This is a genomic window from Salinivibrio sp. IB872 (assembly GCF_001995345.1).
GTDB classification, from domain to species: domain Bacteria; phylum Pseudomonadota; class Gammaproteobacteria; order Enterobacterales; family Vibrionaceae; genus Salinivibrio; species Salinivibrio proteolyticus.
This window is the reverse complement of record NZ_MUFO01000003.1, coordinates 55,146-77,836: the sequence shown is the minus strand read 5'-3', so window position 1 is coordinate 77,836 and position 22,691 is coordinate 55,146. Positions and strand designations below refer to the sequence as shown.

General features: G+C 51.1%; 17 protein-coding genes. 8 read left to right on the top strand and 9 right to left on the bottom strand.

Annotated elements, in window-relative coordinates; all coding sequences use genetic code 11:
* Window positions 1-774 precede the first annotated feature (774 nt).
* Together clpS and clpA are read left to right on the top strand one after the other, a co-directional pair.
* Window positions 775-1,095 carry an ATP-dependent Clp protease adapter ClpS gene (gene clpS, locus BZJ18_RS02380; protein ID WP_069588801.1) on the top strand — a complete coding sequence of 107 codons (321 nt, stop codon included), beginning with the start codon at window positions 775-777 and terminating at the stop codon, window positions 1,093-1,095.
* A gap of 43 nt (window positions 1,096-1,138) precedes the next feature.
* Window positions 1,139-3,394, top strand: a complete 2,256-nt coding sequence (gene clpA / locus BZJ18_RS02375; protein WP_077455191.1) for an ATP-dependent Clp protease ATP-binding subunit ClpA — start codon at window positions 1,139-1,141, stop codon at window positions 3,392-3,394.
* 67 nt (window positions 3,395-3,461) lie between these two features.
* Here the strand turns inward: clpA and infA are convergent, their stop codons facing one another.
* The 7 genes from infA to ald form a co-directional block, all read right to left on the bottom strand.
* Window positions 3,462-3,680, bottom strand: coding sequence for a translation initiation factor IF-1 (infA, locus tag BZJ18_RS02370; protein WP_069588804.1), 219 nt, complete (start codon window positions 3,678-3,680; stop codon window positions 3,462-3,464).
* A gap of 129 nt (window positions 3,681-3,809) precedes the next feature.
* The gene (locus tag BZJ18_RS02365) at window positions 3,810-4,535 is read right to left on the bottom strand and encodes an arginyltransferase (protein WP_077455190.1); all 726 of its coding nucleotides are present in this window, start codon (window positions 4,533-4,535) and stop codon (window positions 3,810-3,812) included.
* The gene (gene aat / locus BZJ18_RS02360; protein ID WP_077455189.1) at window positions 4,532-5,251 is read right to left on the bottom strand and encodes a leucyl/phenylalanyl-tRNA--protein transferase; all 720 of its coding nucleotides are present in this window, start codon (window positions 5,249-5,251) and stop codon (window positions 4,532-4,534) included. Before aat ends, BZJ18_RS02365 begins: the two co-directional genes overlap by 4 nt.
* Window positions 5,252-5,271: 20 nt before the next feature.
* A complete protein-coding gene (gene cydC / locus BZJ18_RS02355; RefSeq protein WP_077455188.1) occupies window positions 5,272-6,990 on the bottom strand; it encodes a heme ABC transporter ATP-binding protein/permease CydC in 1,719 nt (572 codons plus the stop codon).
* Entirely contained in the window at window positions 6,983-8,752 is a 1,770-nt protein-coding gene (gene cydD, locus BZJ18_RS02350) for a heme ABC transporter permease/ATP-binding protein CydD (RefSeq protein WP_077455187.1), read from the bottom strand. The genes cydC and cydD overlap by 8 nt, the downstream gene beginning before the upstream one ends.
* Before the next feature lie 82 nt (window positions 8,753-8,834).
* The gene (gene trxB / locus BZJ18_RS02345; RefSeq protein WP_069588816.1) at window positions 8,835-9,794 is read right to left on the bottom strand and encodes a thioredoxin-disulfide reductase; all 960 of its coding nucleotides are present in this window, start codon (window positions 9,792-9,794) and stop codon (window positions 8,835-8,837) included.
* A gap of 116 nt (window positions 9,795-9,910) precedes the next feature.
* A complete protein-coding gene (ald, locus tag BZJ18_RS02340) occupies window positions 9,911-11,035 on the bottom strand; it encodes an alanine dehydrogenase (RefSeq protein WP_077455186.1) in 1,125 nt (374 codons plus the stop codon).
* Between the two features lie 166 nt (window positions 11,036-11,201).
* Between ald and lrp the strand changes: the two genes are divergently transcribed.
* The 5 genes from lrp (at window position 11,202) to serS (ending at window position 18,127) form a co-directional block, all read left to right on the top strand.
* Window positions 11,202-11,696: a leucine-responsive transcriptional regulator Lrp gene (lrp, locus tag BZJ18_RS02335; RefSeq protein ID WP_069588819.1), complete on the top strand. Its 495-nt coding sequence runs from the start codon at window positions 11,202-11,204 to the stop codon at window positions 11,694-11,696.
* A 240-nt stretch (window positions 11,697-11,936) separates the two neighbouring features.
* Window positions 11,937-14,675, top strand: a complete 2,739-nt coding sequence (locus BZJ18_RS02330; RefSeq protein WP_077455244.1) for a DNA translocase FtsK — start codon at window positions 11,937-11,939, stop codon at window positions 14,673-14,675.
* Window positions 14,676-14,690: 15 nt separating this feature from the next.
* The gene (gene lolA / locus BZJ18_RS02325) at window positions 14,691-15,320 is read left to right on the top strand and encodes an outer membrane lipoprotein chaperone LolA (protein WP_096627795.1); all 630 of its coding nucleotides are present in this window, start codon (window positions 14,691-14,693) and stop codon (window positions 15,318-15,320) included.
* Between the two features lie 69 nt (window positions 15,321-15,389).
* Entirely contained in the window at window positions 15,390-16,652 is a 1,263-nt protein-coding gene (locus tag BZJ18_RS02320) for a replication-associated recombination protein A (protein ID WP_077455243.1), read from the top strand.
* Between the two features lie 188 nt (window positions 16,653-16,840).
* Window positions 16,841-18,127, top strand: a complete 1,287-nt coding sequence (gene serS / locus BZJ18_RS02315) for a serine--tRNA ligase (protein WP_069588821.1) — start codon at window positions 16,841-16,843, stop codon at window positions 18,125-18,127.
* Between the two features lie 85 nt (window positions 18,128-18,212).
* Here serS and BZJ18_RS02310 read toward each other — a convergent pair whose 3' ends face one another.
* Both BZJ18_RS02310 and metG read right to left on the bottom strand, forming a co-directional pair.
* Window positions 18,213-18,995 (bottom strand): hypothetical protein, encoded by a 783-nt coding sequence (locus BZJ18_RS02310; RefSeq protein WP_077455185.1) that lies wholly within the window; start codon window positions 18,993-18,995, stop codon window positions 18,213-18,215.
* A 270-nt stretch (window positions 18,996-19,265) separates the two neighbouring features.
* Window positions 19,266-21,302 carry a methionine--tRNA ligase gene (gene metG, locus BZJ18_RS02305; RefSeq protein WP_077455184.1) on the bottom strand — a complete coding sequence of 679 codons (2,037 nt, stop codon included), beginning with the start codon at window positions 21,300-21,302 and terminating at the stop codon, window positions 19,266-19,268.
* 157 nt (window positions 21,303-21,459) lie between these two features.
* Here metG and apbC point away from each other — a divergent pair, with 157 nt between their 5' ends.
* Entirely contained in the window at window positions 21,460-22,563 is a 1,104-nt protein-coding gene (gene apbC / locus BZJ18_RS02300) for an iron-sulfur cluster carrier protein ApbC (RefSeq protein WP_077455183.1), read from the top strand.
* Window positions 22,564-22,691: the final 128 nt, after the last annotated feature.

The window sequence follows — 22,691 nt, the reverse complement described above, 5'->3', positions numbered from 1 at the left end:
TAAGTGCCCACTCATGACCTCTGCGCTAGCACGCATCAGACAGCATTTGCTCAAGATGGTGAGCGTGCGATCAAAAAGTGGTTAGTTTATCTACCACAATTCCCACTGTAGTAGATACTTTTAGGCAGTCAAGTATCGATAATAACTTATAACAACATTTTCATAGTAATCCGGAAAAGTGTGAGAGCCTGACAATAAATGCATAAAAAACAATAATGTCATTTTCATGAATCTATCGACTCACCTCTCACTGTGGATGCTCGGTACGTGACTATCTGTTATAGGTGAAATGTCGCTTAATTGTTATAAATTCAGCTATTTATGTGTTGTATCTAGAGTTATTTATCTCACTATACAAGATGGGATAACCTAGTGGCGTGAATGAAATCGCAATCATCGGGTGTAATAAATTTTATTGGTTTATGAATAATTTCTTACGTCTAAATACTGAGATAGATTTAGCGAAAATCCCTTTTTCAATCCCATCAACACAGTTATTTCCACTTTATAGCTGTGGAATGTCTTTATTTTTGTACACTTTTTATGGTGGGGGCTGAGATGTTTTTGTTGAACAGTGAACGTTTTAGCACTTTTACCCCTAGATATTTAGTAAGTGACTAACAATTGTACAGACACACTTTGTTCGCATTGAAAGGGTTGCTGGAATACAATCTGTGGCTTAACTTTAAAGATAGGTGGACGGGATCAGTGGATGGCAGCAACGCCCCGCCACAACGACAGCCTAGACACCCAAACAATGCATTGTAAGTGGTTATGAGTAATTGGAACGAGTGGGCGCTCCCTGATGCTGACATCGCAGCGTCAGAGAAGACGAAGCTACAACCGCCATCTATGTACAAGGTGGTGCTGAACAACGATGACTACACGCCGATGGAGTTTGTCATTGAAGTGCTCCAGACGTTTTTTGCCATGGACGTGGACAAAGCGACGCAAGTCATGCTGACGGTGCACTACGAAGGAAAAGCCGTTTGCGGTGTATTCACCGCAGAGGTAGCGGAAACAAAAGTGGCACAAGTGATGATGTACGCCAAAGAGCATGGTCATCCATTGCTGTGCACCATGGAGAAAGCATGATTTCTCCGGCACGCTTTAGCGCGGTTATTGAGGGAGGTGCCTTATGCTGAACAAAGAACTTGAAGCGAGTCTCAACGGAGCCTTTGCACGTGCGCGTGAAAAGCGCCACGAATTCATGACGGTGGAGCACCTGCTTCTCGCGTTAATTGACAACGCCGCCGCTCAAGAAGCCTTGACAGCTTGCCGCGCAGACCTAGATGGCTTGCGTAAAGAGCTCGATGCGTTTATTGAGCAAACGACCCCTCTTATCCCTGTTGATGATGAATCACGCGAAACGCAACCGACATTGAGTTTCCAGCGCGTACTGCAACGCGCGGTGTTCCATGTGCAATCGTCAGGGCGCAGCGAAGTGAGTGGTGCGAACGTATTGGTCGCGATATTTAGCGAGCAAGAGTCTCACGCGGCTTACCTTTTGAAAAAGAACGACGTGAGTCGCTTGGATGTGGTGAATTTTATCTCTCACGGCACCACGAAAGATGACAACGACGATTTGCCGAGTAGCGACATGGGCGCTGAAGAGGCGAGTGGCGAGCCCGGTGAAGATAAACTGGAAAACTTTGCCACCAACCTGAATCAGCTCGCGCGGGTCGGGGGCATTGATCCGTTGATTGGTCGTGACAAGGAACTGGAACGCACCATTCAGGTGCTATGCCGCCGTCGTAAGAACAATCCGCTGTTAGTCGGCGAAGCCGGCGTGGGTAAAACCGCTATCGCTGAAGGCCTCGCATGGAGAATCGTAGAAGGGCAAGTCCCTGATGTCATCAAAGATTGCGTGATTTACTCGCTGGATATTGGCTCGCTTCTTGCGGGTACCAAATATCGTGGCGATTTTGAGAAGCGCTTTAAGTCCATCTTGAAGCAGCTTGAGAAAGAAGATCATGCCGTACTCTTTATCGACGAAATCCACACCATTATCGGTGCGGGGGCGGCGAGTGGTGGACAAGTTGATGCCGCAAACTTGATTAAGCCATTGCTAAGCAGCGGGAAGTTACGTTGTATTGGCTCAACAACCTATCAAGAATATGGCTCCATCTTTGAGAAGGAGCGTGCCTTGGCACGTCGCTTCCAGAAAATCGATGTCATTGAACCGTCTATCGATGACACCACGAAGATTTTGATGGGATTGAAGCCGAAATATGAAGCGCACCATGAGGTTCGCTATACCAACAAGGCGATCCGTGCGGCGGTTGAACTGTCAGCTAAATACATCAATGAGCGTCATTTGCCAGATAAAGCGATTGATGTGATTGATGAGGCTGGGGCGCGTTGTCGGATGGCGCCAGCGAGCAAGCGTAAGAAAACCGTGAATGTTGCGGACGTCGAGTCGATGATTGCCAAGATGGCGCGTATCCCAGAAAAATCAGTGTCGTCGTCGGACAAAGATGTGCTTCAGTCGTTGGAAGATAAGCTGAAGATGCTGGTGTTCGGTCAAGACAAGGCGATTACGGCGCTGTCGGAAGCGATTAAGCTGAGCCGAGCCGGACTAGGCGAGGAGAACAAGCCTGTGGGTTCGTTCTTATTCGCTGGGCCAACTGGTGTGGGTAAAACCGAAGTCACGGTGCAACTGGCACGTGCCATGGGAATCGAGTTACAGCGCTTTGATATGTCCGAATATATGGAGCGCCACACTGTGAGTCGACTGATTGGTGCGCCTCCAGGTTACGTGGGTTACGACCAAGGTGGGTTGTTAACTGATGCAGTGATCAAGCATCCACACTCGGTGGTGTTACTGGACGAAATCGAAAAAGCGCATCCGGACGTGTTCAACTTGTTGCTACAGGTGATGGATAACGGGACGTTGACCGATAACAACGGCCGTAAAGCGGATTTCCGTAACGTTATTTTGGTCATGACAACCAACGCCGGTGTGGCAGAGACGGTCCGTAAGTCTATTGGCTTGATTCAACAAGATCACAGTCACGATGCGATGTCGGAAATCAAAAAGGTGTTCTCACCGGAATTCCGTAACCGTTTAGATAACATCATTTGGTTTAATCACCTTGATGAAACGGTCATTCTGCAAGTGGTTGATAAGTTTATTGTTGAGTTACAAGCTCAGCTGGATGCGAAAGGGGTCTCTTTGGAAGTGACCTCCGAAGCGAAGCGCTGGCTTGCCGAAGAGGGCTATGACAAAGCTATGGGCGCGCGTCCAATGGGCCGGGTGATTCAAGACAACCTGAAAAAGCCGTTGGCAAACGAGCTGTTGTTTGGCTGCCTAGTGAACGGTGGGACAGTGCGTGTTGTGCTTAAAAACAACCGCTTGGATTTCCAATTCAGCGACCAGATGGAACCTGCATAGAGCGTAGGATAAGTCTGATAAGCAAAACCCGGCGCATGCGCCGGGTTTTTTGATCGCGTTATGAGGATTAACGCGAACGGAAAACGATGCGACCTTTCGACAAATCGTAAGGGGTCATTTCAACAGTGACTTTGTCGCCGGTCAGGATGCGGATATAGTTTTTGCGCATCTTGCCTGAAATGTGGGCAGTCACCACGTGACCGTTCTCTAGCTCAACGCGGAACATAGTGTTAGGTAGCGTGTCTAGCACGGTACCTTGCATTTCAATTACGTCTTCTTTTGCCATTGAATCCTCTTAGGCTTACTGTTTTAGCCAATTTTTTGACCGACAGATAATGCCTCTATTCTGAAAGTCTGTAAAGTTCGGGTGCGAATTTTACCCTGTTGACGCCAAGCTTGCTAGAAAAAATAGCCACTAAGCGGTGGATATGGGCAAGCTAAAGGGTCGCCATTGGTGATTTATAAAGCGTTGGTGCGGGAAGTAATCCGCTTTGTAACGCATGGCTGGACAATCATCAATTTGATAGCCCAGATAAAGCCACGATTTTTTCTCGGCGCTGGCATATTCAAGTTGAGCTTGAATGCAGACGCGTCCTAATGAAAAACGATGGAACGGGTCAAAAAAGCTGTATAAGGCGCTTAAACCGTCACTCAGCACATCAGTAACGGCAATCGCAACCAAGGTATCTTCACCGTTATTAGGCTCATACAAATGAATAAAGCAGGGGTGAAGCCAGTCGCTATGGGTGAAGGCAATAAAGTCCTCCGCTTTAGCTGGGTACATATTGCCATCAGCATGGCGCGCGGTGATGTATTGATCGTAAAGTGAAAACCAGTTTGGGTCGAGCTGGTCGCTAACCTTTACCCGCAGTCGTTTTAGTTGGCTGCGATGGCGCTTTTGGCTTTTACTTGGTTGATACGCGCCAACATCAATGCGCAAGGATTGGCACGCATTACAGTGAGGACAATGCGGGCGATACATCATGTTACCACTGCGGCGAAAACCGGCGTTGATCAGTTGCTGGTAACCCGCAGGGTGGTGCATGTCGGGGGATAACACGACCGCGAGCTGTTCGTTCTCTGTCGATATATATTGGCAGCGAGAAGCTGGAGTAAGGCCGACTTTTAGCGCGACGCTCATGACTGCCTCTCACGAAAGTCCGCGATAACGTGCGGCATATATGCGGTTTTTAAGCGCGTGTCTCGCGCCGCGTATAGGGCGTGAATAAACTCATCCCGAGGCCATGCCTTGGCGCCGAGAGAGGCAAGGTGGGGCGTCATCATTTGGCAATCGATGTAGTGCCCACCTTGAGCTTGAAAGTGACGACAAAACTGCCAAAGCGCGAATTTTGAGCCATTATCGATAAGCGAAAACATGGATTCACCGCAGAAAAACTGTCCTACGGCGACACCATACAATCCCCCTACGAGTTGATCCTCTTGCCACACTTCGACACTGTGCGCATCGTGCTGCTGGTGAAGGGCGAGGTAGGCCTCACGCATCTGGTCGGTGATCCAAGTTTGCTCAGGGCCCCTGATGGCGGCACATTGATGAATCACTGCCTCGAAGGCGTGATTGATGGTCACGGTCACTTGGCTTTTGCGCGCCGCTTTGCGCAAGCTGCGGCTGACGTGAAAGTCAGAGGGACGAATGATGGCCCGTTCACTTGGCGACCACCACAGCAACGGGTCTTCTTCACCAAACCAAGGGAAAATACCGCTACGATAGGCAGACATGAGCCGTGCAGCCGAGAGATCGCCACCAATAGCTAACAGGCCATCTGGATGAGCGAGTGCATCGCTCACCGGAGGAAAGCGAAAATCATCTGCCGCTAATGGCGGCAAAAAGAGGGTCATACCCGCAGTCTCTCCATGTGTTACAAGCGTTGTCGCAGTTGTGCATAGCGTCCGTTTGCCGTCATGAGTGCAGCATGATCGCCTTGTTCGACAATCTCACCGGCATCCATGAGACAAATGGTGTCCATTTGCTCAAGCCCGACCAAGCGGTGAGTGATAAACACCACGGTTTTGTTTGCACAATGTTGCTGTAGTAAGGATAGGATCTGCGCCTCCGTTTGCACATCTAACCCTTCGGTTGGCTCATCTAATAAAACGATAGGCGCGTCATGCAGAAGGGCACGCGCAATACCAATCCGTCGTCGCTCGCCACCAGAAAGCTGTCGGCCTCCATCTCCCATCCATGCATTGAGTCCTGGCTCGGCTAGCAAGGTTTGCAAGCCTACTTGGGTTAACACTTGCGTCAGCGCCTCGTCGCTGGCCTGCGGGCATGCCAAGATCAGGTTATCGCGCAAGGTGCCGTTAAACATGTCTACCCGTTGTGTGACGACAGAAATCGCTTGGCGTAACGCCGGCTCTGACCATTGACGTAAAGGCTTGCCATCAAGATGGATCTCGCCGTTGCTTGGATCCCATGCGCGCGTTAACAAGCTAAGCAGGGTTGATTTTCCACATCCGGTCCGACCGAGTAGCGCCACTTTTTGCCCCGCATGTACGTGCAAAGAAATGTGGTTTAATGCAGGGTTTGCAGTTTCTGGGTATTGATAACTGACGTTATCCAGCTTGAGCTCACCTTGCACCGCATCGGCATGTCCTTGCGGCGGAAAATAGACACTGGGTGTACGCTCTGTAATCCGGTTGAGCCGCTTAGCCGCGGTCAGGGTTTTCCCCAAATATTGGAAAGCCGCGGTGATGGGCATCATCAACTCAAAGCTTGCCATAGTGGTAAACGCGACCATTGCAATAAGCGGATCGGGCAAGCGACCACCCACACCATCGGCAGCTAACCAAATCATCAAAACTAAGGTTAAACCGGTTGCCGCCATCAGCACCGCATTCGCCCAGCCGGTGACGTTTGCCATGTTCGCTTGCGCGGCTAGCATGGCTTTTTCACTGTCATCAACCCGTGCACGATAACGGGATTCTGCGCCAAAAAGGGCGAGCTCGGCATGGCCTTGCAGCCAATCGAGTAGGGCGATTCGGGTAGCGGCATTTTGTTCTAATTGCTGGCGTCCATGTTGCTTACCAAGATGGTAAAAAATAACGGGTAACCCCAGCAGTAACGCCAATAAACAGCCGCCCAACGCTAGCCCTAAGGTTGGGTCGAACCAACCCAAAAACAGACTCACAGCAAGGACGCCGAGGGCGCCAACAACCATGGGGCTAACCAAGCGCAGATAGACGTGATCCATCGCATCAACATCGGCCACCATGCGATTGAGCAGGTCGCCATCACGCACATTCAGGGTTTGATCCGGCACCAAAGGCGCAAGCTTACGGAAAAACGCTACCCGCAGGTCGGCAAGCAATTTAAACGTGGCATTGTGGCTGACGACGCGCTCTGCCCAGCGCCCAAAGGTACGGCCGATAGAAAAACCACGCACGCCAGCAGCGGGCAACATGTAATTGAAGGTGGCCATGCCAGTGAGTCCAGCCACGGCCGCCGCAGCGATAAACCAGCCCGATAAGGTCAATAGGCCAATCGCGGCAAACAAGGTGGCAAACGCCAACACCATGCCCAAGCTAAGACCAAACCAGTGACGCTTATACAGGCGTAAGTAGGGGAGTAGTTCACGCATCGAGATTTCTCCTGTCTGCTGAGGCCAGCATGTCAGCAAGCTGCCCTTGAGCGGCGATATCTTTGAATTTGCCTTGCTGAGTGATGGCGCCATCAGCCATGACCCAAACCTGATCGCAGTTGTCGAGCGCATCGAGGCGGTGTGACACCTGAATACAGGTTTTTCCTTGGGTCGCTGTGTGTAAGCTCAAATTGACCAGTTGTTCGCTGTGGGCATCGAGGCTTGCCGTCGGCTCATCCAATACCCATAGTGCACCGTCTTGCAATAAAGCACGTGCAACCGCGATACGCTGTGCTTGGCCGACTGACAGTCCGCCGTTGCGGTCGCCAACGGGATGAGCCAGTCCGTCGGTCAGGCGCATGACAAACTCATCGACATAGGCTTGTGTCATTACATGATTAATTGACTCTGGCGTGGCATCAGGGTTGGCGAGCGCAATGTTGTCACGAATAGAGCCATGGAATAGCTGTGGATTTTGGCCTACCCAACTGATCGCTTGGCGCCAATGGGTGAGTGAGAGCGCTCGGCGCTCACAACCGTTAATGACCAGACTGCCGCGATAGGGTAAAAAGCCGAGCAGTGCATTCAATAGGCTCGACTTGCCTGCGCCACTGACGCCGACAAGTGCAATATGCTCACCGGCTTTGACGTCAAAGTTGAGCGGCCCAGCCAAGACATGGCCATCAGGGCTGAGCACTTCGAGATCGCGCGCGGTGATGGTCACAGCCTCGAGATCGGGTGTCTCTTGGCCTTGTGTGCCGGTATCGGGTTGCGCATCGAGAAACTCGACGATGGATTCGGCAGCCCCAATCGCTTGGGCTTTGGCGTGATAAAACGTGCCAAGATCACGTAATGGCTGGTAAAACTCAGGCGCGAGCACCAGCACAAATAGGCCGGTAAATAGCGATATCGGGGCACCATAGTGGCCAAAGTTAAGTTCACCAATGAAACTGAAACCGAAATAGACGGCCACGACTGCAATGGAAATGGCCGTAAAAAACTCGAGTACGGCGGACGACAAGAAAGCCAGTCGTAGCACTTCCATGGTTCGTTTGCGGAAGGTGTGTGACGCTAGATGCAGTTGTTCGGCTTCTGCATCAGTGCGATTGAACAGTCGCAGTGTCGGTAAGCCACGCAAACGGTCATAAAAATAGCCTGACAGTCGTTGCAGTGCTTTGAAATTCTTGCGATTTGCGTCGGCGGCTTTGATCCCCACCAAGGCCATAAAAAAGGGCACCAGCGGCGCGGTAATCAAGAATATCAAGCCGGAGGCCCAATTGATGGGGAACACGGTGACGAGAATCACCACGGGGATCAATACGGCAATCGCCATTTGCGGTAAATAGCGGGCAAAGAAGTCCTGTAATTCTTCGACTTGCTCGAGGAGCAAGCTAGCCCAACTGCCCGCCGGACGACCTTGAATACTCACGGGGCCGAGTTCATGAAGACGATTCAAGATCAACTGGCGAATATGGTGGCGAATGGTTTGGCCACAGCGATAGCCCGTTCGCTCTTTGGCCCAACTACAGGCCGCACGCAGTAATACTACGGCCCCCAGACCAATGAAACTGGGCAGCAAACTGTATTTATCGGCTTGTTCGATAATGAGCTGATAAAGCAAATGGGCGAGGAGCGCTGCTTGAGCAATGAGTAGCAGTCCAGATGTAAAGGCTATGCCAATCGTCGCAACTAACCAGGGTTTGGCTAACACGCTCTGCGACTTGAGCCATTTCGTTAGCGCCCGCTGTTTAGATTTATCCATATCGTCTTATTATTTTATGAAAGGCCTGCGAGTGAGGCAGAGCAGGCTGCTCAGGGGCAGCCTGCGTGGGATCGCGCGAGGGTTACTTCTCAGCTAACCCGTCAAGGTAGCGCTCAGCATCGAGCGCTGCCATACAGCCGGTGCCGGCTGACGTGATCGCTTGGCGGTAGACATGATCCATCACATCGCCAGCGGCAAAAACGCCTTCAATGCTGGTTTGTGTGGCGTTACCGTTCAGGCCGGAAGCCACTTTGATGTATCCGTTTTCCATCTCCAATTGACCGGCAAAAATGTCAGTGTTTGGCTTATGGCCGATAGCGACGAAGACGCCCATTACATCCAGCGTTTCTGTCGCATCACTTTGGGTGTCTTTTAAGCGCACAGCAGTGACGCCCATTTCATCGCCGAGTACCTCGTCCAGCACACGGTCAGTGTGTAAAACGATGTTACCGTTCTCAACTTTGTCCATCATGCGATCCACAAGGATTTTTTCCGCACGGAAGCTATCACGGCGGTGTACAACATGGACTTCAGAGGCGATGTTAGACAAATACAAGGCTTCTTCGACCGCGGTATTACCCCCGCCAATCACAGCCACTTTTTGGTTGCGATAGAAAAAGCCATCGCAGGTTGCACAGGCGGAGACCCCACGGCCTTTAAAGGCTTCTTCTGATGGCAAACCAAGATATTGTGCGGATGCACCTGTCGAAATAATTAAGGCATCGCAGGTGTATTCACCACTGTCGCCTTTTAAACGAAATGGGCGCTGAGACAGATCAACGTCGTTGACGTGATCAAAAATAATCTCGGTGTCGAATTTCTCCGCATGGTCTTTCATGCGGTCCATCAAGGCTGGACCCGTGAGGCCTTCTGGATCGCCAGGCCAGTTCTCTACATCTGTGGTGGTGGTTAGCTGGCCACCTTGTTGCATACCCGTGATCATAACTGGATTCAGGTTGGCACGCGCCGCATAAACAGCGGCGGTATAGCCAGCCGGGCCTGAACCAAGGATCAATAGGTTAGCATGCTTAATGTTACTCATTCACGTCTCCGGGCAGGATAGAGGTTCGTTTTGAATGGCCTGATTGTAGGTAAATTGGACGGGTAAAGAAAGGGCACCGTGACGGTGCCCTTTGATTGTAGGGTACAAAGCGGGCATTAATGTGCTGCTTTTAATGCGTCCATGGCATCCACATAAGGAAGTTCAAAGCCTTCAGCCACTTCTTTGATGGTGACTTGACCATGAATAACGTTCAAACCATTGCGCAGGTGTTGATCTTCTACCAAGGCATCGCGATAGCCTTTGTTGGCCAACTTCACGATATAAGGCAGGGTCGCGTTGTTGAGAGCAACGGTAGAGGTGCGAGCAACCGCGCCTGGCATGTTAGCGACACAGTAGTGAACCACATCATCAACAATGTAGGTTGGATCCGCATGGGTGGTCGCGTGTGACGTCGCGAAACAGCCACCTTGGTCAATGGCAACATCGACGACCGCCGCACCTGGTTTCATGTGCTTGATGTGGTCTTCGTTAACCAGTTTTGGCGCGGCTGCACCTGGGATCAGTACCGCACCGATAACCAGATCAGCATTGAGAACGTGTTGCTCCAGTGTTTCTTCTGTGGAGTAGACCACTTTTGCGCGACCTTGGAATTCTTCATCCAAACGACGCAGTGTGTCGACATTTTTGTCTAAAATAGTCACATCAGCACGTAGGCCAACGGCCATGCGCGCTGCGTTTGAACCGACAACACCACCGCCGAGTACCACAATTTTGGCCGGTTCAACGCCTGGAACACCACTTAGTAGCATGCCTGAGCCGCCGTGTGATTTCTCCAGTGCTTGTGCACCTGCTTGAATAGACATACGGCCCGCTACCTCAGACATAGGCGCAAGGAGTGGCAATCGACCTTTAGAATCTGTTACGGTTTCATAGGCGATACAGACGGCTTTACTCTTAATTAAGTCTTCTGTTTGTGGAAAATCTGGTGCAAGATGCAGATAGGTGAATAAAATCTGTCCTTCACGGAGCATGGCACGCTCAACCGCTTGCGGCTCTTTGACTTTAACAATCATCTCGGCCTTGGCGAACACGTCAGCCGCGGTAGGAAGGATAGATGCGCCGGCGGCTTTGTAGTCGTCGTCAGAGAAGCCAATACCGTTACCAGCGTTGGTCTCTACGTAAACGGAGTGGCCGTGAGAAATAAGTTCGCGGACACTTGCTGGAACCATACCAACGCGGTATTCATGGTTTTTGATCTCTTTTGGAACGCCAATGATCATGCTGTCACCTCTTGTTTATTCAGTGTTATCGGCTGGCTAGTTGTTGATATTGTCAATTTTCAGGCTAGTATAAAGGGAAAAAATCAGCATTTGATGCTAAAATTTATAAAGATGTTATTTAATTCGGTATATCTTTTTGCAAGGAAGTAACAAGGTGGAATAAAAAATGGTAGATACCAAAAAAAAGCCCTCCAAGGAATTGGACCGCATTGACCGCAACATCCTGAATGAGCTCCAAAAGGATGGGCGTGTTTCAAACGTTGAGTTATCTAAACGAGTCGGTCTTTCTCCTACCCCCTGTCTCGAACGTGTCCGTCGCTTGGAGCGCCAAGGCTATATCACTGGTTATACGGCGCTGCTCAATCCCCAGTTTCTCGACGCATCATTGCTGGTGTTTGTCGAAATCACCTTGAACCGTGGCGCACCAGATGTGTTTGAGCAATTCAATAAAGCGGTTCAAACACTAGAAGACATCCAAGAATGTCATCTTGTCTCCGGTGATTTTGACTACCTACTTAAAACACGAGTAGCTGATATGTCGGCATATCGCAAGTTATTGGGTGAAACCTTGCTGCGTTTGCCCGGTGTGAATGACACACGCACTTACGTGGTAATGGAAGAGGTGAAGCAGAGCAATCATTTGGTGATTCGCACCCGCTAAACCTGTTTGCCAATCGCCACATTGGTGTCGATCCCCCAAACGATGAAACCGAGCCACCGTGCTCGGTTTCTTTTTTGTCTTAATCAGCAACAATTATGTGATATCTCGGTAAAGATTCATCGCTGACGCGCATCATGCCTGCCGTTCAGGCACGAATGTGGTAAAGTCAGTGCAGTGGCGAATGCAAACCTCAAACCATGGTGGGGAATGCGAATAACGAAAAGTATTAAACAGGTGATGATGGAGTTTTCTTTGCGTCGTGAGCCCAAATCGGCTCAGCCCAAGGTGCGATTGGATGGCGCTCAGCGTTTGAAAGAGTGTGGCTTTATCTTGGTGCTGGCAGCGGCCGTCTTTGTGATGGTTGCGCTACTGTCTTTTAATCCGGCTGATCCCTCTTGGTCACAAACTGCTTGGCACGGTGATGTGCACAACGCGGCAGGTTCATTAGGGGCTTGGGTCGCCGACAGCCTCTTTTTCTCATTCGGTATTTTGGCCTACCCATTACCGCCAGCTGCCATGCTGGGGGGGTGGGTTTTCTTGCGCCGCCGTGGCGACGACGAGCCACTCAACTACACGATTTTAGCCGCGAGGATCTTAGGGCTTTTCGTTCTATTCCTAACCAGTTGTTCGCTAGCCGATCTCAATTTTGATGATTTTTGGCATTTCTCCTCTGGGGGAGTGATGGGCGATGTCACCAACAGTTTGGCATTGCCACTGCTTAACGTACTAGGCACCACATTGGTAATGCTGTTTTGTTGGGCAGCAGGGTTTACATTGTTTACTGGGATCTCTTGGCTAAGCATTGTGGATAACCTAGGGTCGGTGACCTTAAGGGCCACTACTTGGTTGGTTAACCGCCTCCGTGGCGATAAGGTGACTGAGCTTGGCAAGCCTGCTGTACAAACCGTCACTGAGTCAGACAAGGTGACTGACGCGGCAGAGCCGATGGAATTAAGTGATTTGCGCCGCTTCACCCCGTCTCCGAGTGTGCAAGAAGTCCCAGAAGATAGGGTATCAGCCGCACCAAGCACGCCGATTATCTTTGGGGGACAAGCCTTACCCGCCGATGACGATGGCAAAACACTGGATGACCCTGAGCCTAACTTGGGACAGTGGCAAGGGGTTGTCGAGCCAGAAGACGAACCAACCCAACCGAACGTACCGCTGTCGGATGACGCGCCGGAGGATGAAACATTACCGCCGTGGCAAGAGACCGATGCATCCAGCGATGGAAGTGTTGGAAGTGAAGGAAGTGACGAAAGTGAAGAGGTGGCGAGTGAGCCGGTATCTCATGAAACCACCTATGGCAATCAAGACGGTTTGTCTGAGTTAGAGCGTGCCGAGCAAGCCGCTGGGGCGGCTGAGGACGATGAGGATCCGTTCCAAGAAACGATTCGTAAAGCGCAGCAAGCCCAGCAACAGGCTGCTGGGCTTGATCATCCTTTCTTAGTCAAAGATGAGCCAAACTTGCCAAAACCTGCGGAGCCTTTCCCGACCTTAGATTTGCTCGATCCTGCGCGAAAAACCGCGTCACAGGCGACACGGGAAGAGCTTGAACAAATCGCGCGGTTAGTCGAAGCACGACTTGAGGATTATAAAATCCAAGCGCGTGTTGTGGGGGTTTATCCCGGACCCGTAATTACGCGTTTTGAGCTGGACTTAGCGCCGGGTGTCAAAGTGTCGCGCATTTCTGGATTGTCGAAAGACTTAGCGCGTTCTTTGTCGACCACTGCGGTGCGGGTAGTGGAAGTGATCCCAGGTAAACCTTATATCGGACTCGAGCTACCCAATGAAAACCGCGAGACCGTCTTTATGTCGGAAGTGGTTGGCAGCGAGCGCTTTAAGAACAGCAAGTCGCCGATTTCTGTGGTGTTAGGAAAAGACATTGCTGGTGAAGCGATTGTAACCGATTTAGGCAAAGCCCCTCACTTACTGGTCGCCGGTACGACTGGCTCGGGTAAGTCGGTGGGTGTGAACGTTATGATCGTCAGTATGCTCTATAAAGCGGCGCCGGAAGATGTCCGCTTTATCATGATCGACCCGAAAATGCTGGAGCTTTCCGTGTATGAGGGGATCCCACATTTGCTCACCGAAGTGGTCACCGACATGAAGGATGCGGGCAATGCATTGCGCTGGTGTGTTGGCGAGATGGAGCGACGCTACAAGCTAATGTCGGCGTTAGGTGTTCGTAACCTCAAAGGCTTTAACGAGAAAGTCAAAGCCGCTGAGGCGGCGAATAACCCGATTCCAGACCCACTCTGGAAACCGAGTGACAGCATGGATGAAACGGCCCCTACGCTAGAAAAGCTGCCTTATATCGTCGTGGTCGTTGATGAGTTCTCTGACCTGATGATGGTGGTGGGCAAAAAAGTGGAAGAGCTGATCGCCCGTTTGGCGCAAAAGGCCCGAGCAGCGGGTATTCACCTAGTGCTTGCCACCCAGCGCCCATCCGTTGATGTGATCACCGGCCTTATCAAAGCGAACATTCCGACCCGGATGGCTTTTACCGTTTCCACGAAAACTGACTCGCGCACCATCTTGGACCAAGGGGGAGCAGAGTCGCTGCTAGGCATGGGGGATATGCTGTTTATGCCCAACGGCTCTAACCATCCTATCCGAGTGCACGGCGCGTTTGTCAGTGACGAAGAAGTGCACCGTGTGGTGAACAACTGGAAAGCGCGTGGTAAGCCGCAGTATCTCGAAGAGATCACTCATGGCGATCAAGGTTCCGATAGCTTATTGCCGGGAGAAACCCCGACAGGCGCGGATGGCGAAGAGCTGGATCAGCTGTTTGACCAAGTGGTTGAATTTGTCACCGAAAGCCGCCGCGGCTCTGTATCAGGGGTGCAACGCCGCTTTAAAATTGGTTATAACCGTGCGGCTCGAATTGTGGAACAACTCGAAGCACACGGTGTCGTAAGTTCTCCGGGCCATAACGGTAACCGAGAAGTGTTGGCGCCACCGCCACCGAAAGCGTAATCAGATGGACGTTGTATGAAAATGAAAGCTTTTTATCGCCACCTAATCGCGATGCTGACGCTGATGTTTGCGGTTGCTGTTCAAGCGCAATCCACTGCCCAGCAGCAGCTGATGGACCGATTGAGTAAAGTGGATGCCTTTAGCGCCAATTTTGAACAGGCTGTGATCAGCCCGGAAGGGGAGCAGATCCACGCTGCAAAAGGACGACTATCCATTGAACGTCCCAACTTGTTCAATTGGACCACGACCACACCCGATGAAAATATCATGATCTCTGATGGGGAAACATTGTGGTACTACAGCCCGTTTGTCGAGCAAGTCACTGCCATGTGGTTAGACGATGCGACCGCACAAACCCCGTTTGTGTTGTTAACCCGCAATCAGCCAGACGATTGGCAGATGTACACTATTACCCAGCAAGGTGACACCTTTACCCTGACCCCCAAAACGGTAGGGAGCATTGGCACGTTTGCCGTGACGGTAAAACCGGATGGCACCTTGACCCATTTTCGGGTGACCGAGCAAGATGGGCAGCAAAGCCAGTTCACGCTCAGCCAGTTTAGCCGTCAGGCACCGGATGCGTCCTTGTTTGAATTTACGCCACCGGACTCGGTGCTGGTGGATGATCAACGTCAGCCGCGTTAATCACGGGAGAGAAGATTGTCGACACTACCGCTAGATTTTGCTGACGACTTTCGGCCGCTTGCTGCTCGCATGCGGCCGCTTTCGTTAAGTCAGTACATTGGCCAGCAGCATTTACTGGCCGAGGGCAAGCCTCTTCGCCGCGCCATCGAATCTGGCAGCCTGCATTCAATGATTTTTTGGGGCCCACCGGGCACCGGCAAAACCACCTTGGCAGATATCGCGGCTCGTCAAGCCAATGCGGAAATCGAACGATTGTCTGCGGTGACCTCGGGCGTGAAAGAAATTCGCGATGCAATTGTGCGTGCAGAGCAGAATAAACAAGCCGGAGTACGTACTGTCCTGTTTGTTGATGAGGTTCACCGTTTCAACAAAAGCCAACAAGACGCGTTTTTACCGCATGTTGAAGCGGGGACAGTCACCTTTATTGGTGCCACGACTGAAAACCCCTCTTTTGAGCTAAACAACGCTTTGCTATCTCGTGCGCGGGTGTACCGGCTGAGTGCGCTTGAGCGTGATGATTTGATTGCGGTGATTGACCAAGCATTGGCGGATAAAAACCGTGGACTCGGTGAGCGAGAGCTACGTTTTGATACGGGGGTGAAAGACGCTCTGGCGGACACCTGTAGTGGCGATGCGCGCATGGCTTTGAACCTGCTGGAAATGTTGGCTGATATGGCTGATGGTGCGGTGACTATGGCGATGCTGAAAGACGTCGCTGGGGAGAAGGTGGCACAGTTCGATAAGCAAGGCGACGCATGGTATGACCTCATTTCAGCATTTCATAAGTCCGTGCGCGGCTCTAACCCAGATGCAGCCTTGTATTGGTATGCCCGCATCGTGTCCGCGGGAGGGGATCCCTTGTACGTGGCGCGTCGATTGTTAGCGATTGCCTCTGAAGACGTGGGTAACGCCGATCCGCGTGCCATGCAGGTTGCATTGAACGCATGGGATTGCTTTACCCGCGTCGGGCCAGCGGAAGGTGAACGCGCGATCGCACAAGCAGCGGTGTATCTTGCCTGTGCCCCTAAAAGCAATGCAGTCTACACCGCGTGGAAACAAGCGCTGCGCGATGCAAAAGCCACGGCGAATGCACCTGTCCCTATGCACCTTCGTAATGCACCGACGGCCCTAATGGAAAGCTTGGGACATGGCGATGGGTATCGTTATGCCCATGATGAACCGAATGCCTACGCCGCCGGTGAGCGTTATTTGCCCGATGAAGTCAGTGATGTGCGTTATTACCAGCCCGCTAATCGCGGGCTAGAAATTAAAATCGCTGAAAAGCTCGCCTTTCTGGACGAGCTTGACGCAAAAAGCCCGCAAAAGCGCTAGGCAACTTCACCCTTTTTGGGTAAGGTTTAAAGTGCGGCTGCACCATCAAGGCGCAGTCGCCTAGTAGTGGTGACATCCACGGTCACCCTCGGCCAATCGCGTTATACAATACGCACGATCGCAGCTTGTCTTCAAATCGTGATGACAAGTGATAATCAACTAATCAACCCGAAAAGCACAGGATTAGCATGCTGGATTCCAAATTACTTCGAACTGAGCTGGAAGAAACGGCTCAAAAACTCGCTCGTCGTGGCTTTACGCTCGATGTTGACGCTATACGTGAACTCGAGGAACAACGTAAATCCCTGCAGATTCGCACCGAACAATTGCAAGCAGAGCGTAACTCCCGATCGAAGTCCATTGGCCAGGCTAAAGCGAAGGGTGAGGACATTGCGCCACTACTAGCAGAAGTCGCGAACTTGGGTGACGAGCTGGACGCTGCAAAAGCCGAGCTGGCTGAACTGCAACAGAAAGTGAACGACGTGGTAATGGCGGTGCCAAACTTGCCAGCCGATGAAGTCCCAACGGGTAAAGACGAGTCTGAAAACCTCGAGGTGTCTCGTTGGGGTGAGCCGCGTCAGTTTGATTTTGAAATCAAAGATCACGTTGATTTGGGCGAGCTTTCTGGCGGGCTTGATTTCGCCAGTGCTGTGAAACTGTCGGGCTCACGCTTTATCGTGATGAAAGGACAGATGGCGCGTATGCATCGTGCCTTGACCCAGTTTATGCTCGACTTACATACCAACGAGCACGGTTATACTGAGATGTACGTGCCTTATTTGGTGAATGCAGACAGTCTTTATGGCACAGGTCAGTTACCAAAATTTGGTGAAGATTTGTTTAACACCAAACCGGCCACCGAAGAAGGGGTAGGGATGTCCTTGATCCCAACCGCGGAAGTACCGCTGACCAACATGGTGCGTGATGAAATTGTCGATGAGGCCGATTTGCCGCTGTGCATGACGGCACATACACCGTGTTTCCGTTCAGAAGCTGGCTCCTATGGTCGCGATACCCGTGGCCTGATTCGTATGCACCAGTTTGACAAAGTTGAACTGGTCAAAGTCGTTAAGCCAGAAGATTCTATGCAAGCACTTGAATCACTCACTGCGGATGCAGAGAAGGTGTTGCAACTGCTTAACCTGCCATATCGTAAAGTGTTACTGTGTACGGGCGATATGGGCTTTGGCGCAGCGAAAACCTATGATCTTGAAGTCTGGTTACCTGCACAAAACACCTACCGTGAGATTTCTTCGTGCTCAAACATGCAAGACTTCCAAGCACGCCGAATGCAGGCGCGTTTCCGTCGCAAAGGTGAGAAAAAACCTGAGTTACTGCATACCTTGAACGGTTCTGGCTTGGCCGTTGGTCGTACTCTGGTAGCTATTTTAGAAAACTACCAACAAGCAGATGGCCGCATTGAAATCCCTGAGGTATTGCGTCCATATATGGGCGGTCAAACGCACATTGGCTAATGAAGTGAGTCAGGGTTAAAGAACAAAGGGTCGGCATGATTGCCGGCCCTTTTTTATTGGGGTGACGACACGCTGTTGAGGCAGGTCATTGCCCCGAACCTGACTGAGGAAACGGCGCGATGGGGCTAAGTGCATCATCGTGTTGGCAGGGATAGCGTGTCAGCACACGTGCGATAAAGCTGTCGAGCACGTGAAGCATAATTCGGTTTACGCGCTGCGATAGCGCAACTTTATGCTCAAAGGGCAGTTGTTCTGACTGCGCGAGCTGGTTTAACACCTCGGTAATTTCTTTTTGGATGTCGTCGGCCAATGACAAGGCGTGTAGTTGACGTAAGCGCTTCGCGAGTATTTGCTGGTGCAAGGTGAGAGATTGCTGGGCGTTGCGCGCGGATTGTTGCTCTTGGTATGCCGCATGGCTGTAACGCTGCCTTGCTTGTAATAGTTCTAAAATCGTATACCAGATTTGCTGATAGCTCTCCAAACGGGTGTCGTCGCGTTGCGCAATCAATGCTGGCGGGACTGCTTCATCCACCAAGTAGACGATATGTTGCAGAGCCCGATTTTTCATACGGGTTTGGGTGTCGTTGTCGTAAGACGGTAAGGCATGAAGGTGGTGAAAAAAGAGTCGATACATCGGCTTTTGCGCTTGAGGAGCCAGTTGGTGAAGGTGACGCGTTTGGCTTAACAGCACTTGGTAGTCGTCTGAGCTAATACTGGGTTGGGTGGCTAAGTGCTGAGCATGCTGTAACAGCACACGTAGTTCATGCAGTTGGTGTAAGTGCAAATCTGGGCGCTGACGGAAAAGCTGTACCGCTACCACCACCGCGATGCTCAATGCTAATGTTCCTACCATTAATAGCCATTCCATAGTCGCTCCCTGCGTTTCAGTCGCTGATATGACCTACCCAGCAGGAATCGTGCCTAAAATGAGAGATTTATCACGCCCTGTGCAAGGGGCTAGGCAGCCGACAATGAAAGAAAACTGCGCCGTTTTCGCACTGTGCTGGTGAAGTGATGCACTGTTTTGACGCATTGGCGAATGTTTCACTAAAAGCGCGCATAAAAAAGAGAGCCATCAAGGCTCTCTTTTACGCTCATCTCAGCACCGCAAGATGACGCGGTGCCAGTGAGTCTTGGCTTACATCACACGCATGCCGGCTTGGGCGCCTTCGTGTGGTTCAAGGATCCACAACTCTTTGCCACCCGGTCCCGCAGCGAGGATCATGCCTTCTGACATGCCAAATTTCATTTTACGTGGCTTCAAGTTTGCGACCATCACCGTGTGTTTACCGACTAAATCCTCAGGCTTGTAAGCCGATTTAATCCCAGAGAACACTTGGCGAGTTTCACCACCAATATCGAGCTTAAACTTGAGCAGCTTGTCCGCTTTAGGCACGGATTCACATTCCAAAATTTTAGCCACACGCAGATCGACTTTTGCAAAATCGCCAAACTCAATTTCCTCAGCGATAGGATCATCCGCTAAAGGACCTTGCGCTTTCGCTTTTTCTGCCTCTTCCACCGCGACATCTTCTTTGCTGTCGGCAATCATGGCATCCACCGCTTTCGGATCGATACGGCTAAACAGCGCTTTGAACTTGCTAATGGCGTGGCCTGTCAGTGGCTGAGCAATGCTTTCCCAAGTCAGGGTGTCATTCAAGAATCCTTCGGCACGCTCTGCAAGCTGAGGCATCACAGGTTTCAGATATGTCATGAGCACGCGGAATAGGTTAATGCCGACAGAACAAATAGCTTGAAGCTCGGCGTCTTTGCCTTCTTCTTTAGCAACCACCCAAGGGGCTTTCTCATCGACATACTGGTTTGCTTTGTCTGCCAAGGCGATGATCTCGCGAATAGCGCGATTGTATTCGCGTGCTTCGTAAAGCTCACCAATGTGCTCGGCTTTGTCGACAAATGACTGATAAAGCTCAGGCTCAGCACAGGTATCGGCTAATTGGCCATCGAAACGCTTGCTAATAAAACCAGCGTTGCGCGAAGCAAGGTTGACCACTTTATTGACGATGTCTGAGTTTACGCGTTGGATGAAATCATCCAAGCTCAGGTCAAGGTCATCGATACGGCTGTTTAGCTTCGCGGCGTAATAGTAACGCAAACACTCAGGGTCGAGATGTTTTAGATAAGTGCTGGCTTTGATAAATGTCCCTTTCGATTTGGACATTTTCGCGCCGTTTACTGTTACATAGCCATGCACAAAGACGTTGTTTGGCTTACGGAATCCAGCGCCATCCAGCATCGCTGGCCAGAACAAGCTGTGGAAATAGACGATGTCTTTACCGATAAAGTGATAAAGCTCGGCTTCGCTATTTTCTTTCCAGTATTCGTCAAAGTCGATGTCGTTGTGCTTGTTGCAATAGTTTTTGAACGAGCCCATATAACCAATTGGGGCGTCGAGCCAAACGTAGAAGAACTTACCGGGTTGGTCTGGGATCTCAAAACCAAAATAGGGCGCATCACGCGAGATATCCCACTGTTGTAGACCGGTTTCGAACCACTCGTTCATTTTGTTGGCAATTTCGCTTTGCAGCGCACCTGATTTGGTCCAGGTATTCAGCATTTGCTCAAACTGCGGCAAATCAAAGAAAAAGTGTTCAGAGTCGCGCATCACAGGGGTGGCACCGCTGACTGCCGAGCGAGGATTAATGAGCTCCGTCGGTGCATAGGTTTCGCCACAGTTGTCACAGTTATCGCCATATTGGTCGTCGGCGTGACATTTCGGGCACTCACCTTTGACGAAACGATCCGGTAAGAACATTTCTTTTTCAGGATCGAACAGCTGTGAAATCGTACGGCTGGTGATATAGCCTTTATCGCGCAATTGGGTGTAAATGAATGACGCCAACTCGCGGTTTTCTTCGCTGTGCGTGCTGTGATAGTTGTCAAAGCTGATGTTAAAGCCATCAAAGTCGGCTTTATGCTCTTTTTGCACATCGGCGATCATGGCTTCGGGCTCCACGCCCATTTGCTGCGCTTTCAACATAATAGGCGTGCCGTGAGCATCGTCGGCACAAATAAAGTGAGTGGTATTGCCGCGCAGGCGCTGATAGCGGACCCATACATCTGCCTGAATATGCTCGAGCATGTGGCCCAAATGGATTGAGCCGTTCGCATAAGGCAGCGCACAGGTCACCAAAATTTTACGTGGGTTTGCAGCCATAATCTTGTTTGTTCGCTCTTATGATATGAATGGAATGATTGCTGAAATCTTACCTGATACGATATGCCTTGCCTAGAGCAAGGCCGTGTCATAAGGCGTTTACGCATAATTGGTTAGGGACGCGGACCCAAATAATGAATAAATTGGACGGTGAAGCATGTTTTTTGGCGGCAAAAAGAACAAATCAACGAAAAAAGCGGCATCAGTGATGAGCCAAGACGCAGCGGTGACGTTGCTCAATCAATTCTCTCATCCGGGGTTGATCGACCAATGGGCCAGCCAGCCGCATTGGGTCAAGGATCATGAAAACAGTATTGAGGTGGTGTTTCCTTTTGCCGCGGGGTCGATCATCCAAGCGCTCTCTGACTGGCTCGCCGTACAGGTACCGGAAAACGCAAGCCAGTTTTCATTGACCCAGCGCGTCGCTCCGCTGAAAGCCGGTGACAAAGCGCCGGTAAAAGGGGTGAAAAACCTGATTGTGGTCAGTTCGGCAAAAGGGGGCGTTGGTAAGTCCACCACAGCGGTGAACTTAGCGCTCGCCTTGCACGCGGAAGGGGCAAGTGTGGGGCTGTTGGATGCAGATATCTATGGACCATCTGTGCCTCTCATGCTCGGTGCACAGCATAGCGAACCGCAAACCCACGATGGCAAACTGATGGAGCCTGTGTCGCGCTATGGCATTGTCTCGAATTCGATTGGTTATCTTGTCCCGGCCGACAACGCGACAGTCTGGCGCGGTCCGATGGCGTCGAAAGCGTTCGCTCAATTAATCAATGAAACCCGCTGGCCTGACGTGGATTATTTGGTGGTAGATATGCCACCGGGGACGGGCGACATTCAATTAAGTTTGGCGCAACAGTTTCCGGTAAACGGCGCGGTGGTTGTGACGACGCCGCAAGATCTTGCACTCGCCGATGCGATAAAAGGCGTGGCGATGTTTGAGAAAGTCTCGGTCCCTGTGTTAGGGGTGGTTGAAAACATGAGTTATCACATTTGTTCTCACTGTGGGCATCATGAGGCAATTTTTGGCACGGGCGGCGCGGAAAAAATGGCGAAACAGCAAGGCACGCCAGTTTTGGCGCAGGTGCCATTGCATGTATCCATTCGTGAAGACATTGATAGCGGAAAGCCAAGTGTGGTGGCACGTCCTGAGAGTGAGCACACCCATGCGTATCGTGATATGGCGAGCACGGTGGCGAGTAAACTGTATTGGCAAGGTGAAACGCGCCCTGAACAGATAGCTATACAAACCTTGTCCTAGAGGTTGAGCACGGACCACTGTTGAGACGCGAATGCCGGCTGATGTGGCGATCAAGCAAGATTTTCGCTGGCGCCAGCCGGCTCAACTCCCTATAATCAGGCGGTTTATGTTGATTCCGCCAAGTTTCC

Excerpts from the sequence above, each read along its gene's own strand:
- ald (WP_077455186.1), bottom strand. The coding sequence starts at position 11,035 with ATGATCATTGGCGTTCCAAAAGAGATCAAAAACCATGAATACCGCGTT.
- clpA (WP_077455191.1), top strand. The coding sequence starts at position 1,139 with ATGCTGAACAAAGAACTTGAAGCGAGTCTCAACGGAGCCTTTGCACGT.
- aat (WP_077455189.1), bottom strand. The coding sequence starts at position 5,251 with ATGACCCTCTTTTTGCCGCCATTAGCGGCAGATGATTTTCGCTTTCCT.
- apbC (WP_077455183.1), top strand. The coding sequence starts at position 21,460 with ATGTTTTTTGGCGGCAAAAAGAACAAATCAACGAAAAAAGCGGCATCA.
- trxB (WP_069588816.1), bottom strand. The coding sequence starts at position 9,794 with ATGAGTAACATTAAGCATGCTAACCTATTGATCCTTGGTTCAGGCCCG.
- BZJ18_RS02330 (WP_077455244.1), top strand. The coding sequence starts at position 11,937 with ATGGAGTTTTCTTTGCGTCGTGAGCCCAAATCGGCTCAGCCCAAGGTG.
- infA (WP_069588804.1), bottom strand. The coding sequence starts at position 3,680 with ATGGCAAAAGAAGACGTAATTGAAATGCAAGGTACCGTGCTAGACACG.
- cydC (WP_077455188.1), bottom strand. The coding sequence starts at position 6,990 with ATGCGTGAACTACTCCCCTACTTACGCCTGTATAAGCGTCACTGGTTT.
- lrp (WP_069588819.1), top strand. The coding sequence starts at position 11,202 with ATGGTAGATACCAAAAAAAAGCCCTCCAAGGAATTGGACCGCATTGAC.
- cydD (WP_077455187.1), bottom strand. The coding sequence starts at position 8,752 with ATGGATAAATCTAAACAGCGGGCGCTAACGAAATGGCTCAAGTCGCAG.
- BZJ18_RS02310 (WP_077455185.1), bottom strand. The coding sequence starts at position 18,995 with ATGGAATGGCTATTAATGGTAGGAACATTAGCATTGAGCATCGCGGTG.
- lolA (WP_096627795.1), top strand. The coding sequence starts at position 14,691 with ATGAAAATGAAAGCTTTTTATCGCCACCTAATCGCGATGCTGACGCTG.
- metG (WP_077455184.1), bottom strand. The coding sequence starts at position 21,302 with ATGGCTGCAAACCCACGTAAAATTTTGGTGACCTGTGCGCTGCCTTAT.
- BZJ18_RS02320 (WP_077455243.1), top strand. The coding sequence starts at position 15,390 with ATGCGGCCGCTTTCGTTAAGTCAGTACATTGGCCAGCAGCATTTACTG.
- BZJ18_RS02365 (WP_077455190.1), bottom strand. The coding sequence starts at position 4,535 with ATGAGCGTCGCGCTAAAAGTCGGCCTTACTCCAGCTTCTCGCTGCCAA.
- serS (WP_069588821.1), top strand. The coding sequence starts at position 16,841 with ATGCTGGATTCCAAATTACTTCGAACTGAGCTGGAAGAAACGGCTCAA.
- clpS (WP_069588801.1), top strand. The coding sequence starts at position 775 with ATGAGTAATTGGAACGAGTGGGCGCTCCCTGATGCTGACATCGCAGCG.